This is a genomic window from Thalassotalea ponticola (assembly GCF_041379045.1).
GTDB lineage: Bacteria > Pseudomonadota > Gammaproteobacteria > Enterobacterales > Alteromonadaceae > Thalassotalea_A > Thalassotalea_A ponticola.
The window spans coordinates 1,211,477-1,224,346 of the sequence record NZ_CP166871.1 but is presented as its reverse complement, the minus strand read 5'-3'; the positions used below and the strand labels follow the sequence as shown (position 1 = coordinate 1,224,346).

Annotated in this window: 11 protein-coding genes and 6 tRNA genes; 2 read left to right on the top strand and 15 right to left on the bottom strand. The window is 45.5% G+C overall.

What is annotated here, in order from left to right; translation table 11 throughout:
• Nucleotides 1–52 precede the first annotated feature (52 nt).
• From gltX to ACAY30_RS05310, 7 genes are all read right to left on the bottom strand, one after another.
• Nucleotides 53–1,462 carry a glutamate--tRNA ligase gene (gene gltX / locus ACAY30_RS05340; RefSeq protein ID WP_290250482.1) on the bottom strand — a complete coding sequence of 470 codons (1,410 nt, stop codon included), beginning with the start codon at nucleotides 1,460–1,462 and terminating at the stop codon, nucleotides 53–55.
• A 1,488-nt stretch (nucleotides 1,463–2,950) separates the two neighbouring features.
• Nucleotides 2,951–3,026 (bottom strand) — tRNA-Val (locus tag ACAY30_RS05335).
• A 17-nt stretch (nucleotides 3,027–3,043) separates the two neighbouring features.
• Nucleotides 3,044–3,119 (bottom strand) — tRNA-Val (locus ACAY30_RS05330).
• Nucleotides 3,120–3,136: 17 nt separating this feature from the next.
• Nucleotides 3,137–3,212 (bottom strand) — tRNA-Val (locus ACAY30_RS05325).
• Nucleotides 3,213–3,228: 16 nt separating this feature from the next.
• Nucleotides 3,229–3,304: transfer RNA gene (locus tag ACAY30_RS05320), tRNA-Val, on the bottom strand.
• 26 nt (nucleotides 3,305–3,330) lie between these two features.
• Nucleotides 3,331–3,406: transfer RNA gene (locus ACAY30_RS05315), tRNA-Val, on the bottom strand.
• A gap of 23 nt (nucleotides 3,407–3,429) precedes the next feature.
• Nucleotides 3,430–3,505: transfer RNA gene (locus tag ACAY30_RS05310), tRNA-Val, on the bottom strand.
• Between the two features lie 284 nt (nucleotides 3,506–3,789).
• Between ACAY30_RS05310 and ACAY30_RS05305 the strand changes: the two genes are divergently transcribed.
• Entirely contained in the window at nucleotides 3,790–4,230 is a 441-nt protein-coding gene (locus tag ACAY30_RS05305; RefSeq protein ID WP_290250483.1) for an RNA-binding S4 domain-containing protein, read from the top strand.
• 177 nt (nucleotides 4,231–4,407) lie between these two features.
• Here ACAY30_RS05305 and ACAY30_RS05300 read toward each other — a convergent pair whose 3' ends face one another.
• Nucleotides 4,408–4,899 (bottom strand): GNAT family N-acetyltransferase, encoded by a 492-nt coding sequence (locus tag ACAY30_RS05300; protein ID WP_290250484.1) that lies wholly within the window; start codon nucleotides 4,897–4,899, stop codon nucleotides 4,408–4,410.
• A 330-nt stretch (nucleotides 4,900–5,229) separates the two neighbouring features.
• Between ACAY30_RS05300 and ACAY30_RS05295 the strand changes: the two genes are divergently transcribed.
• The gene (locus tag ACAY30_RS05295; RefSeq protein ID WP_290250485.1) at nucleotides 5,230–5,526 is read left to right on the top strand and encodes a hypothetical protein; all 297 of its coding nucleotides are present in this window, start codon (nucleotides 5,230–5,232) and stop codon (nucleotides 5,524–5,526) included.
• Nucleotides 5,527–5,602: 76 nt separating this feature from the next.
• Here the strand turns inward: ACAY30_RS05295 and ACAY30_RS05290 are convergent, their stop codons facing one another.
• The 7 genes from ACAY30_RS05290 to prmB form a co-directional block, all read right to left on the bottom strand.
• Entirely contained in the window at nucleotides 5,603–6,301 is a 699-nt protein-coding gene (locus tag ACAY30_RS05290; protein ID WP_290250486.1) for a DUF3299 domain-containing protein, read from the bottom strand.
• A gap of 32 nt (nucleotides 6,302–6,333) precedes the next feature.
• Nucleotides 6,334–7,725: an ABC transporter permease gene (locus ACAY30_RS05285; protein WP_290250487.1), complete on the bottom strand. Its 1,392-nt coding sequence runs from the start codon at nucleotides 7,723–7,725 to the stop codon at nucleotides 6,334–6,336.
• Nucleotides 7,722–8,507 (bottom strand): ABC transporter ATP-binding protein, encoded by a 786-nt coding sequence (locus tag ACAY30_RS05280; RefSeq protein WP_290250488.1) that lies wholly within the window; start codon nucleotides 8,505–8,507, stop codon nucleotides 7,722–7,724. Before ACAY30_RS05280 ends, ACAY30_RS05285 begins: the two co-directional genes overlap by 4 nt.
• Before the next feature lie 258 nt (nucleotides 8,508–8,765).
• The gene (locus ACAY30_RS05275; protein WP_290250489.1) at nucleotides 8,766–9,914 is read right to left on the bottom strand and encodes an acyl-CoA dehydrogenase family protein; all 1,149 of its coding nucleotides are present in this window, start codon (nucleotides 9,912–9,914) and stop codon (nucleotides 8,766–8,768) included.
• A 379-nt stretch (nucleotides 9,915–10,293) separates the two neighbouring features.
• Nucleotides 10,294–10,629 carry a hypothetical protein gene (locus ACAY30_RS05270; protein WP_290250490.1) on the bottom strand — a complete coding sequence of 112 codons (336 nt, stop codon included), beginning with the start codon at nucleotides 10,627–10,629 and terminating at the stop codon, nucleotides 10,294–10,296.
• Nucleotides 10,630–10,753: 124 nt separating this feature from the next.
• Nucleotides 10,754–11,881 (bottom strand): chorismate synthase, encoded by a 1,128-nt coding sequence (aroC, locus tag ACAY30_RS05265; RefSeq protein ID WP_290250491.1) that lies wholly within the window; start codon nucleotides 11,879–11,881, stop codon nucleotides 10,754–10,756.
• A gap of 6 nt (nucleotides 11,882–11,887) precedes the next feature.
• Nucleotides 11,888–12,820, bottom strand: coding sequence for a 50S ribosomal protein L3 N(5)-glutamine methyltransferase (gene prmB / locus ACAY30_RS05260; protein ID WP_290250492.1), 933 nt, complete (start codon nucleotides 12,818–12,820; stop codon nucleotides 11,888–11,890).
• Nucleotides 12,821–12,870 lie beyond the last annotated feature (50 nt).

The following is a 12,870-nucleotide window of genomic DNA, read 5'->3' as shown; positions in this document are numbered from 1 at the left end:
GGCTATGAATTTATCATTCATAGCCCTTTTTTAGCACAGCGTTCAGATGTGATTACGCATTGGCTTCACGCTCGGCGATAAACGCAAGCGCTTTGTCAATGCGAGCCACAACTTGGTCTTGTTGAAGCAATGCCAATGTCACATCAAGAGATGGTGAGTTACCACCACCAGTTGCCGCAACGCGAAGTGGCATGCCTACTTTACCCATCCCCACCTCAAGCTCTGCGGCACTGTCATTGATGGCGGCATGAATGTTTTCAGCGGTCCAATCGGTTAATGCCGCTAACTTAGTTTGCACTAATGCCAGTGGTTGCTTGGCCACACCGCGTAGGTGCTTTTTCGCTGCATTGGCGTCAAACTCACTGTACTCTTCATAAAAGTAGCGAGAAATCTGCGCCATTTCTTTCAGAGTTTTAACGCGATCGGCTTGCACTTTTACTACGTCAGCTAATGCCGGACCATTAGTGGTATCAATATTTTGATCTGCCATATGCCAATCCAAGTGCTCGGCAACATACTGCGCATCCAACGTTTTAATGTAGTGCTGGTTAACCCAAATCAGCTTGTCGGTATTAAACGCACTTGGTGCGCGATTACAGCCAGTTAAGTCAAACAAGTTGATCATTTCTTCACGAGAGAAAATCTCTTGATCGCCATGTGACCAACCCAAGCGCACTAAGTAATTTAACAGTGCCTCTGGAAGATAGCCTTCGTCGCGATATTGCATAACGCTTACCGCACCGTGACGCTTAGACAATCGCTTGCCGTCATCACCCAAGATCATTGGAATGTGAGCGTATTGTGGAAGCGGAGCACCTAGTGCTTTTAAAATATTGATTTGGCGCGGGGTGTTATTCACATGGTCATCACCGCGGATAACATGGGTAATGCCCATATCCCAATCGTCAACGACAACGGTTAGGTTATACGTCGGCGATCCATCTGAGCGAGCGATAATTAAGTCGTCTAACTCCGTATTGGCAATTTCAATACGACCTTTGACTATGTCATCAATCACTACGCTGCCGTCTAGTGGGTTTTTAAAGCGGATAACAAACGGCTTATCGGTTGGATGATCAGTGCGATCACGCCACATGCCGTTGTAACGCGGGTTCTCTCCCTTTGCCATTGCTTCTTCACGCATCGCCTCAACTTCTTCAGGTGTACAGTAACAGCGATACGCATGACCAGCCTCTAGCAACTGAGCAATAACTTCTTTGTAACGGTCAAAACGATGGGTTTGAAAAAACGGACCTTGATCCCAGTCCAATTTCAACCAATTCATACCATCCATAATGGCATCAACAGACTCTTGTGTAGAACGTTCTAAATCTGTGTCTTCGATACGTAAAACAAAATCACCGCCGGTTTTTTTCGCGTATAACCAGCTGTATAGTGCGGTACGCGCACCACCAACGTGTAAGTAACCTGTAGGGCTTGGGGCAAAACGGGTTGTCGTCATATTTATCTCGCTTTGTGGCTCAATTTTTGCGCAGATAAACCAACGCAAAATCAAGAAAATACAGTCTATAGAAATTGGCAGGTATTCTAGCACCAAGAACCAATAAATTCACCTATAAAGCACTCGATAACAGCACAAGCAGAGAAAACAGCAAACAGTCATATACCTTAAAGTAAACGAGGTCATAGCGTGAGTCATCAACGGTGCTTAAAACTGGCATGAACACCGTAAATTCGGCGCACCTTACTCGAATTTGATTAGTCATGCGGTGCTGATCACCAATTAGCTAGTCACCGACTACCTAAATTTCAGATACGACAAACAGTCGATTGATATCGATTTAATTAACAGTACAAGAAAAATAATATGGTGGACGGTACTGGGCTCGAACCAGTGATTCGGTGCGGGCTTGGTATAAGCGGGCGGTGCTGATCACCAATTAGCTAGTAACCGACTACCTAAATTTCAGATACGAAAAACAGTCGATTGATATCGATTTAATTAACAAGCAAAAGAAAAATAATATGGTGGACGGTACTGGGCTCGAACCAGTGATTTGGTAAGGGCTTGGTATAAGCGGGCGGTGCTGATCACCAATTAGCTAGTCATCGATTACCTAAATTTCAGATACGAAAAACAGTCGATTGATATCGATTTAATTAACAAGCAAAAGAAAAATAATATGGTGGACGGTACTGGGCTCGAACCAGTGATTTGGTAAGGGCTTGGTATAAGCGGGCGGTGCTGATCACCAATTAGCTAGTCATCGATTACCTAAATTTCAAATACGACAAACAATCGATTGATATCGATTTATTGAACAAACAAAAGAAAGAAAAAATAATATGGTGGACGGTACTGGGCTCGAACCAGTGATTCGGTGCGGGCTTGGTATGAGCGGGCGGTGCTTTTCACCAACGACCTATTCACCAACAACTTAAATTTCAAATACGACAAACAATCGATTGATATCGATTTATTGAACAAACAAAAGAAAGAAAAAATAATATGGTGGACGGTACTGGGCTCGAACCAGTGACTTGGTGCGGGCTTGGTATAAGCGGGCGGTGCTGCTCACCAATTAGCTCGTCACCGACTACCTAAATTTCAGATACGAAAAACAGTCGATTGATATCGATTTAATTAACAGTACAAGAAAAATAATATGGTGGACGGTACTGGGCTCGAACCAGTGATTCGGTGCGGGCTTGGTATAAGCGGGCGGTGCTGTTCACCAATTAGCTAGTCACCAACAACCTAAATTTCAAATACGACAAACAATCGATTGATATCGATTTATTGAACAAACAAAAGAAAGAAAAAATAACATGGTGGACGGTACTGGGCTCGAACCAGTGACTCGGTGCGGGCTTGGTATGAGCGGGCGGTGCTTTTCACCAACGACCTATTCACCAACAACTTAAATTTCAAATACGACAAACAATCGATTGATATCGATTTATTGAACAAACAAAAGAAAAAATAACATGGTGGACGGTACTGGGCTCGAACCAGTGACCCCCGCCTTGTAAGGGCGGTGCTCTCCCAACTGAGCTAACCGTCCGGGGAGAAACGACGTTATGGTGGACGGTACTGGGCTCGAACCAGTGACCCCCGCCTTGTAAGGGCGGTGCTCTCCCAACTGAGCTAACCGTCCGGGGAAAAACGACATTATGGTGGACGGTACTGGGCTCGAACCAGTGACCCCCGCCTTGTAAGGGCGGTGCTCTCCCAACTGAGCTAACCGTCCAGGGAAAACAACTTGATGGTGGACGGTACTGGGCTCGAACCAGTGACCCCCGCCTTGTAAGGGCGGTGCTCTCCCAACTGAGCTAACCGTCCATCAAGTAGATATGTTTTGAAGGAAATGGTGGACGGTACTGGGCTCGAACCAGTGACCCCCGCCTTGTAAGGGCGGTGCTCTCCCAACTGAGCTAACCGTCCATTCAAAACATGGTAAACGACGATGGTGGACGGTACTGGGCTCGAACCAGTGACCCCCGCCTTGTAAGGGCGGTGCTCTCCCAACTGAGCTAACCGTCCGTCGTTGTGGGGCGTATTATAGGCGAGTCGTAAAGAGTGTCAACAGCAACTTTAATTTATTTTGTGATTATTTGATCGCTCGCTTATTTTTACAGCAATCATGAGCTTTTTTGCTCAAACTTGAACGCATGATTCTGTTAAAAAACCGCATTAAAATAACTCTATCTGAGCCATCGGTGCAGATCACAACGGCAAAGCCGTGCGGCTGGCAAGCCAAATAACCTCGCCTTGGTAAATCGCCTCGTGATACACTTAACAACTACAAATGTGAAAAAGAGTATCCCATGGAAATAGAAGTTTTGGCGATAGAGGTAAAGCAACAACCTATCGAGTTATACAAATTGCTAAAAATTGCCAACCTAGTCGGTGGTGGCGGTGAAGCCAAAATGGTAATCGCCGAAGGATATGTATTTTTAAATGGTCAAGTGGAGTATCAAAAGCGTAAAAAAGTTTACGCTGAAGATATTGTGCAGTTTAATGGCGAAGCCATTATGCCAATTTTATCCGCTGACAACGACGCAGAAGCAAATGAGTCGATTGAGCCAGTAAACGTTAACACTGAGCGCAAAGCGAAACCAAAGCGAGAAAATGTAGCGACGAAAGCTAGCAAAGCAGCAAAAAGTCAGCACTCAAAGAGTACCAAAAAACGCAGGACACAAAACGAGCAAAAGTCACAAAAGCCATCGCTAAACGAGCGTACTGGTCGCAAGCCTATCTCGTTTTAAGTCAAGCGTTTTAACGTTAACACAGCTAACAACGCAAACATTCAGCGGCACAACTCGCAATATCCAATCAAATTAAACACATGCTGAGTAACCGTGTGTTCGCAGTGTAAAGCCGCTGAATGACATTATCAACATTGCTCGGCCAACATTAACTGCCGGAATTGTGCCACTGTGTATTTAAAGGTTTTTTTCCCAGAATTCTGCGCGTCCTAGCGTTGGGTCAAGTTCATAGCCACTAAAACCAAATTTGGCATAACTTGCTTTGGCTACCTCATTGCCGTGCAAAACTTCTAATGTCAATTTACAGCAACCTCGCTCAATTGCCTGTTGCTCAACACTGGCTAATAATTTGTGACTTAACCCCAACCCTCGATAGCGAGGTAGCACAGCGATGTCATGAATGTTGATCAACGGCTTGGCTTTAAACGTAGAAAAGCCAAGCACACAATTGCAAATAGCTGCAGGTTTATCATCTACATAACACAATAAACTAAATACTTGAGGGTGCTGTTGCATCGATGCAATAAGGGTCGACTTCGTTGTTGCTGACAACGGTGTCGCACCTCCCATAGGGTCTTGCGCGTAAGCGTCTAACAGCATCAGTAAATCATCTTGATGTTGCGGATTATCAAGTTGTGCTAACTCGATGCGAATTGTGTTTTCTAACATACAAACGGTATCTCTGTTGACAATTTTCTGGTCAATGTAACCAATGCCTATCTATTATACAAGCCAAGCTATCTGCTTTTTGCTCGCCAAGGAAGGTCAATCGTTTGCTGAATATCTAAATAACCAAGATTCGTCGGTCACACAGGTGCCCTACTCAATTGACCAAGATGTTTTTTGCCAATGTAGGGGACAACGCGCGAGTTAAAAATAATCCCCAGAGGTGCTTTACATTAGTGCCATTTTCTTACATGGTAGAAGAACAATAAAATTGTCTAACATTTAATCGCTAAACAATTCATTTCTCATTTAATTTAATAAGGGGAAGTTAACATGGAAAGACTCGCAGACGTGCAACAAACGGTAGTAGAGCTTTATCAACAGTACCAACAAGAACTTGACCTTAACGGCCCAGATTTAAACTTAGAAAATGTTGAGTCAATTGAACGAGCGTTAGAGTCTATATACGCAAGAGATGCGATTGCGACGCGTAATCACACCCGTTTTCCACGGGCTCTTACGCAAAAATTGCGCAGTGCGTTTGCCGATTTGTTACTGTTAATGGACGGTAAAGACATCAAACAAATGAAGCCGAGTAAGTCTGCTGAGATTGATGAAGAGGAAGAGTAACGCCCTCTTCCAAGACGTATGTCACCATCGCGCTCAGTTGCTCTGCAGTACACCTTAAACGTGTACTGCACCTGCCTTAATCATCGAGATCAATAAACTCAATATCGTCGACATTCAACACATAACTGGTTGGGATTTGTTTAGCACCATCTACCAAGCTCAACTCTGGCGACAGTGTTTCTGAAGTCATCACCCCTTTCACTTCGATGGGAGTAAATAACCCCAGTGAAGGTGGTTCTATTGGCGTTGTTAACTTGGCGTAGACAATTTGGTTTGCGGCAGGCGGTGGCTCGTGAATGCATGCCCCGACATAAGGCACCAGTAAAAATTCAGACACTTTTTTGCCGACAAACTCGAGTGGTAATAAAAAGCCACGCATTTGGATACGCGCATTATCAAGTTCTGGGTTTGTCGATGAAAACTCTAACTCTCGCTGCGCAATAATTTGCTCGCGAGCTTTAAATAACCCTTCGACATCATGACCGTTTTGCACTAATTGTTTATAAGCGGTATCCGCTAACGCTTGGGTTTGCGCATCGACCTGCTCACCACTGGATTTAATATCTCGAACGATCGCAATTTGCTGCATCTTGCGAATATCATCAATTTCCATCTCGGCAAACGGATTACTCAACTGTTTGCGCTCAACATGGGCGTTGAGCGTATCCCACGTTATCACTTGATAAGGCATTGCCTTTACTTGTGCTACCACTCCAATAAGCAATAGCGCGGTTAAAAAAACACTGCAAATGGTGTTATGAGAAAACTGTGTCATGAGAAAACCTTTTATGAATACGCAATAACCGACTAATTACGCACCGACATACCATCGGTTAAAGCGTAACGATATAACTGAAAACCCGGTACTAAGCTAATTAGCATTGCCGTAGTTGCTATGGCCAGCAACAGCCAACACTCGTAGGGTGATAACATATTGGCGGTAAGGTATACGCCAAAATGATCAAGCACCAAGGGCTTGAGTGTGACGAGTGCGCCATAAACCAACAGTACACCACTGACAATCCCCGCGACTATCATACATGCTGCTTCGACCATCAGCAGTGAAAATATATGTCGCGGTTTGGCACCTATGGCACGCAACACCGCCATTTCACGACGACGCTGATTTAAACTGTTGAGTAAAATAATCAACATCGATGCCAAAGAAATTACCACCACCACCAGCGATATGGCGATTAAGGCTTTTTCAACGATACTGAGCAATGACCATAATTCAAGTAATGCCACGCCCGGCATTATCGCTAATAATGGCTCATTTTCATATTGATTTATGCCTTGCATCATTGCCAAAACCGATGGTCGTTCATGTAACCCTAAGTAAAAGCCACTGATATTATTGGTTGGATAAGTGCCTAAAGCCGCCGAAGTTGACGTTTTATTCAAGGCTTCGACGTGCTCATGCGAGTGGTCCGTTAATCGGTGTTGATGATCTAGGTGCTGGTGTTTTGAGTCTTGGCTCTTGGTGCCGTTTTGTTGCACATTAACTGCTGTATCATTGCCTTGCAGCACCGCAAACGGATCGGCTGGGACAGCGTTGTGGGGTTGTTGCTGGTGTAAATTATCCATGCCGGTGAGCGATATAAACAAGCTGCGATCAACGGGCGTTGCCGTTGGCGCCAAAACCCCCACCACCGTAAAGGGGTGGTGTTGATGGTGCAAATAACTGTTGCCACTTCCGTGTGATAAAATCACCGTGTCACTGACTTGGTAATTCAATTTTTTGGCGACATCAGCACCGAGTACCACGTGTGTCGGTTGCGCGAACCAGTGACCTTTTCGCATATTCAGTGATTGTCGTTCACCGTATTTGTAATGTTCAAAAAACTGTTCAGTCGTGCCGATCACCTTGTAACTTTTGTGACTATCACCAAGGGAAAACGGGATACTCCACTTAACCATCGGCTGGTCACTAAAATGCTGATAAGAGTGATAGCTAATTGCCTGAGTTGGCGTTCCCATTTGAAATACCGATGACAGGAGCAAGTTAATTTGACTGGTTCTAGAGCCAACAATTAAATCGGTAGCGGATATGGTACTGGTAAAACTTTGTTTCGTTTGAACCCGCACTTTCTCAATAGTCAGTAGCAGAGCAACGCTTAACGCTATTGACAAGACGGTAAGCAATATACTGGTTTTTCTGTTGCGAAAACTCTTTAGGGCAAGGTTAGTAATTGTCATCTGTCATTACCTGGGCTTAACGGCGATAGTGCGTTGTCGTCAGCGGTCATTGGTTGCCCTTTGAGCTCTAACCGTACCCGAGTTAAACCCGCGTGTTCAGTGCTTGATACTAAGCTAAAGACGCGATCGAAGCCGTGTTGTAAGCGCAAATCGTGACTGACAAAGATCAAGGTAGCCCCAAGTGCTTGGCACTCGTTGGCCAGCAGCTGTAAAAAGCCCTCACATCGCTGTGCGTCAAGCGACGAGGTTGGCTCATCAGCAATAATAATTTTTGGCGATCCCATCAACGCTCTGGCAACAGCCACCCGCTGTTGCTGACCAATACTGAGTTGATTTACCGGCTTGTTGAGCAGCGTATCATCAGCCATATCTAAATGCTTCAGTAAGCGTTTTGCCTCGTTGAGCAGCGACCCCGACTTGGCTATCGCGTTTTGTTTGCGCGATGCGGAAAATTGCACCGCCAGCAACACGTTTTCGATACTGGTTAAGTACGGGATAAGATTAAACATCTGAAAAATGACACCGAGGTGGTCAGCGCGAAACTGATCGCGTTGGCTAGCTGTCAACAAAGACAGATCAGTGTTGAGTAATGTAAGTTGCCCTGACTGTACTGAGTTAATACCGCAGAGTAAGCTCAGCAGCGTGGTTTTTCCACTGCCACTGGGGCCATATAAAAACACCTTTTCGCCTTGCGCTATGGTTAAACGGTCAATGGCAAGGAGGTGATCTGCACTTTCTGACCAGCGAAATTGCAACTCGTGGATATCAATAGCAACACTCATAATACAACGCATCTTTGAGTAAATAGACAACGGCTAATATAACGATAAGCTGTCGCTATCTCAAGCCGATAATGAGTGAATTAAGGTATAACTTAGACTCAAACTAAGGCGCAACACCGCATTGCTTATCACCGCACGGTGGTGTTCAACGCTTCGCCGCGTGTGTGTCAGCGCCAAGGGCACAGCTAAAGCGCATGCGAGCAAGCTTTGGTCGCCCGCATGCCACGATAGCTTTAGTCGTGTCAAGACACTCTTTAATTAAGCAAAGATGTCTCTGGCGATGATCAGCTTTTGAATTTCACTGGTACCCTCATAAATTGAGGTAATGCGCACGTCGCGCGCCATTCTCTCGAGTGGGTACTCTTGAATGTAGCCCGCACCACCGAGTAACTGCAATGCATCGTATACGGCTTTGTTGGCTTTATCGGCGGCAAATAATTTGGCCATCGAGGCAGACGTTGCGAATGCTTGGCCTTGATCTTTTAAAAACGCTGCTTGCATTAGCAATAAGCGCGCGGCTTCCATGTCCGTATACCGTTCAGCCAGCATCCACTGAGGCCCCTGAAATTGACTAATGCTTTGTCCAAACTGTTGCCTGTCTTGGCAGTATTGTTTGGCATAATCAAGCGCCGCTAAACCAATACCCAAGGCCAATGAGCCTATGCCAATACGACCACCGGCAAGCTCGCCAACGGCAATGGCAAACCCTTTGTTTTCCTCACCTAATAACGCACTTACCGGAATGCGACATTGATCAAAGTGCACTTCATTGGTTGGTGAGGCGTGTTGTCCCATCTTGTGTTCGCGTTTACCGATGGTCATACCCGGTGTGCCCGCATCAACAATAAAGCACGATATGCCCTTGCCTTTTCGCGCCGTCGCATCAGTAACGGCCCAAACCACAAAACAGCCGGCGATTTCACCACTGGTGATGTAGATTTTTGAGCCGTTTAACACGTACTCATCGCCGTCTTTCACCGCCGTTGTTTTCATTGCACTCGGATCGGAACCCGCGCCAGATTCGGTAAGGCAAAAGCCGCCAGCTAAATACTCACCATTACAAAATTTAGGTAAATAGGTTTGTTTTTGTTGCTCATTACCTACCGCTTGGATCACTTCGGCGACCATGTTGGTTACCGATGTCGTTACCGCCGTTGAGGCACATGCTTTGGCTAATTCAGTAATCGCCAAAGAAAACGCAACGGAGCCCGCCTCAACACCGCCGTATTCGGACTTGACGTTTAAGCCCATAAAACCGAGTTCGGCTAACTTGGCTAAATTGGTTTTAAACAGTGCGAGGTCTTTGCTCTGATCAAGTTCAGCCGCGACCGGTGCTAATTCACTTTCGGCAAATTTTTGTGCCATGTCTTGGATCATGGTCTGTTCTTCTGTTAATGCGATATGCATAGTCTTTCCCCTGAGAATACAGTGGCGCAACCATAGCGAAAAGCAACGCTTTTGCCTAGCCTCTCGCGGGTTTGTTGCCCCGCATTGGACAAACATTCTGTATGGATTATTTGACAACGTTATGGTCAGAGTGCGACAGCAAGGGTAATACGACTCGTTAGTTGCCATTATCGGGTTGTTAAAACCAGAGTGATAAGTCCGCTTCATTGGTAAAAACGAGTCGATTAACTCGTTGTTATAAAACGTATTTACGTCAGTTTTGGATGTTATATCGGGTTTATACCCAGCACATTTTGCCTAATGCGTTGGTGCGCTATATGCAGCATCAGTTATTACAGGTAACTCTGAACAGCCTTGTGAGTTGGTTATTGCCCCTTGGTTAGTTTGCTGTCGTGCTAATCCATAGGTAGCCAATCACCAGGCAGACCGCGACTAACCCGATGCTAATTAACCACCCCAGTGCTAGAAGGGTATAGCCGATGACATTGTTTAAACCGGCATGAGTAAGCTGAGCGACCGTGGTTAATTTAATAACGGCTGACATAACCAGTACGCCGGCGAGCGCCAGTAACGGTAGTAACGCAAAGATAAGCAAGCCAACGGCACCAGCAGCAGAGGTTGAATCATCTGGGCTGATACCGTGCAGCAGTATAAGTGTGGCAGTAAAGCCAAGCAAAAATATGACGTTGCCCCAGGCTAGGCGCGATTTATACATCCGTTTTCCTTGTCATCGCTAAACTGCAGACCACCTTTTGGGGATAACGCGGTTTGGCGTTTTAAACTCCAAACGTTCAATCGCGAGCAAACTGCAGTAACGTTTGATTATGCAATCGTCATCGTTATTTTACCGTGTCAGATCCCGATGTGGTTGGCGAGCTCGCCGCAATATCAGGGGTGGTACAGGTAACACCGTGATTTTGTGCTTTATGGCGTAAGTAATGGTCCATCAACGTTATTGCAACCATCGCCTCGGCAATAGGTACCGCTCGGATACCGACACAGGGGTCGTGACGACCACGGGTAATAATATCACATGGATTACCATTGACATCGATGGTTTTACCGCTAATACCAATGCTTGAGGTGGGTTTTAATGCAATGTTGGCAATAATATCTTGGCCCGATGAAATGCCTCCTAACACACCACCGGCAGAATTTGACAAAAAACCACTCGGTGTCATCTCATCGCGATGCTCTGATCCCTTTTGCTCAATACAGTCAAAGCCATCACCTATTTCAACACCTTTAACAGCATTAATGCTCATTAATGCATGCGCCAAGTCGGCGTCAAGCCGATCAAACACCGGCTCACCTAAGCCAACGGGCACATTCGACGCGATAACTTTAACACCGGCACCTATTGAGTCCTTTTCTCGTAATATGCCGCGCAGTAATTCATCAAGTTGTTCGACTTTATTCGCATCAGGGAAGAAAAACGGATTATTGGCTACTTCTGACCAAACGTATTGCTCTGCTTTGATATCGCCAATTTGATACACACACGCTTTTATCTCTACGCCACATTGCTGTTGCAGGTACTTTTTAGCAATGCTACCTGCGGCCACGCGCATAGCGGTTTCACGAGCTGACGACCTGCCACCACCGCGGTAATCGCGAATACCGTATTTTTGCAAATAGGTATAATCGGCATGACCGGGGCGAAATGACGCCGAGATTTCAGAGTAATCTTGCGAGCGTTGATCGGTATTTTCAATCATTAAACCAATGGGCGTGCCTGTGGTTTTGCCTTCGAAGACACCAGACAAGATCTTTACCTTATCGGCCTCACGTCTTGCCGTGGTGAAACGCGATGTACCTGGTTTACGTCGGTCTAAATCGCGTTGTAAATCGTCTTCGCTTAATTCGATACCGGGCGGACAACCGTCAACAATAGCACCCAATGCTAAACCGTGACTTTCACCAAAGGTGGTAACCCGAAAAATTTGTCCAAATGTGTTGCCTGCCATAATGTGCTACTTTACTGCCTCGTCAAAAAGCGGTTGATAGTGTACCAATTGTTGTTTGGTTAATTGAAATACGCCCAGTCCACCGCGTTCAAACTCAATCCAATGAAAATCAACGCTTGGAAATTGTTCTATTAAATGCACCATCGAGTTGCCGACCTCACAAATTAGCACGCCACCATCATTGAGGTGCGCTGCGGCTTGACTCAAAATCTTGCGAGTTAAATCCAGGCCATCATCACCACTACCTAAACCCATCTCAGGTTCGTGATGAAATTCCTCTGGCATATCATCGATGTCTTCCCTGTCTACATAAGGAGGGTTGGTTACTATCAAATCATACTTTTGCCCAGAAAGGCTAGAAAAAAGATCGGATTGAATAGCGTGAACTCTGTCATCTAATTCGTGGTTGTGGATATTCATTGCCGCGACGTCCAATGCATCAGGCGATAAATCAACGGCATCCACCTCGCTATCAAAAAATTGATGGGCACAGGCTATCGCTATACAACCGCTGCCCGTACACAAGTCCAGTATGCGTTGAGGTGGCTGCTCTACTAGGCCCAAAAACTGACGTTCAATAAGCTCGCCTATTGGTGAACGCGGCACCAATACTCGTTCGTCAACATAAAACGGTAAACCGTTAAAGTAAGCCAAATTGGTGATATAGGATGCGGGGATGCGTTCATCAATACGGCGTAAATAAATATCAATCAACTGCTGCTTTTCTGTTTTGGTTAACCGGGTGTGTAGTACACCATCACCAATATCATTAGGTAAATATAAGGTAAACAAGGTTAGTGCCACCGCCTCATCCCATGCGTTATCTGTACCGTGGCCAAAAAACACTTCCGCTTCGTTAAAGCGGCTAACCGCCCAACGCAAAAAGTCATGAACTGTTTTTAAATCGTCAATAACCTCTTTCACATTAACTTCAAGCAAAGTAAACTCCCTAAAACTGATTTTCTATAATAATGACACACAATATAAAC

Excerpts from the sequence above, each read along its gene's own strand:
- gltX (WP_290250482.1), bottom strand. The coding sequence starts at position 1,462 with ATGACGACAACCCGTTTTGCCCCAAGCCCTACAGGTTACTTACACGTT.
- ACAY30_RS05305 (WP_290250483.1), top strand. The coding sequence starts at position 3,790 with ATGGAAATAGAAGTTTTGGCGATAGAGGTAAAGCAACAACCTATCGAG.
- ACAY30_RS05300 (WP_290250484.1), bottom strand. The coding sequence starts at position 4,899 with ATGTTAGAAAACACAATTCGCATCGAGTTAGCACAACTTGATAATCCG.
- ACAY30_RS05295 (WP_290250485.1), top strand. The coding sequence starts at position 5,230 with ATGGAAAGACTCGCAGACGTGCAACAAACGGTAGTAGAGCTTTATCAA.
- ACAY30_RS05290 (WP_290250486.1), bottom strand. The coding sequence starts at position 6,301 with ATGACACAGTTTTCTCATAACACCATTTGCAGTGTTTTTTTAACCGCG.
- ACAY30_RS05285 (WP_290250487.1), bottom strand. The coding sequence starts at position 7,725 with ATGACAATTACTAACCTTGCCCTAAAGAGTTTTCGCAACAGAAAAACC.
- ACAY30_RS05280 (WP_290250488.1), bottom strand. The coding sequence starts at position 8,507 with ATGAGTGTTGCTATTGATATCCACGAGTTGCAATTTCGCTGGTCAGAA.
- ACAY30_RS05275 (WP_290250489.1), bottom strand. The coding sequence starts at position 9,914 with ATGCATATCGCATTAACAGAAGAACAGACCATGATCCAAGACATGGCA.
- ACAY30_RS05270 (WP_290250490.1), bottom strand. The coding sequence starts at position 10,629 with ATGTATAAATCGCGCCTAGCCTGGGGCAACGTCATATTTTTGCTTGGC.
- aroC (WP_290250491.1), bottom strand. The coding sequence starts at position 11,881 with ATGGCAGGCAACACATTTGGACAAATTTTTCGGGTTACCACCTTTGGT.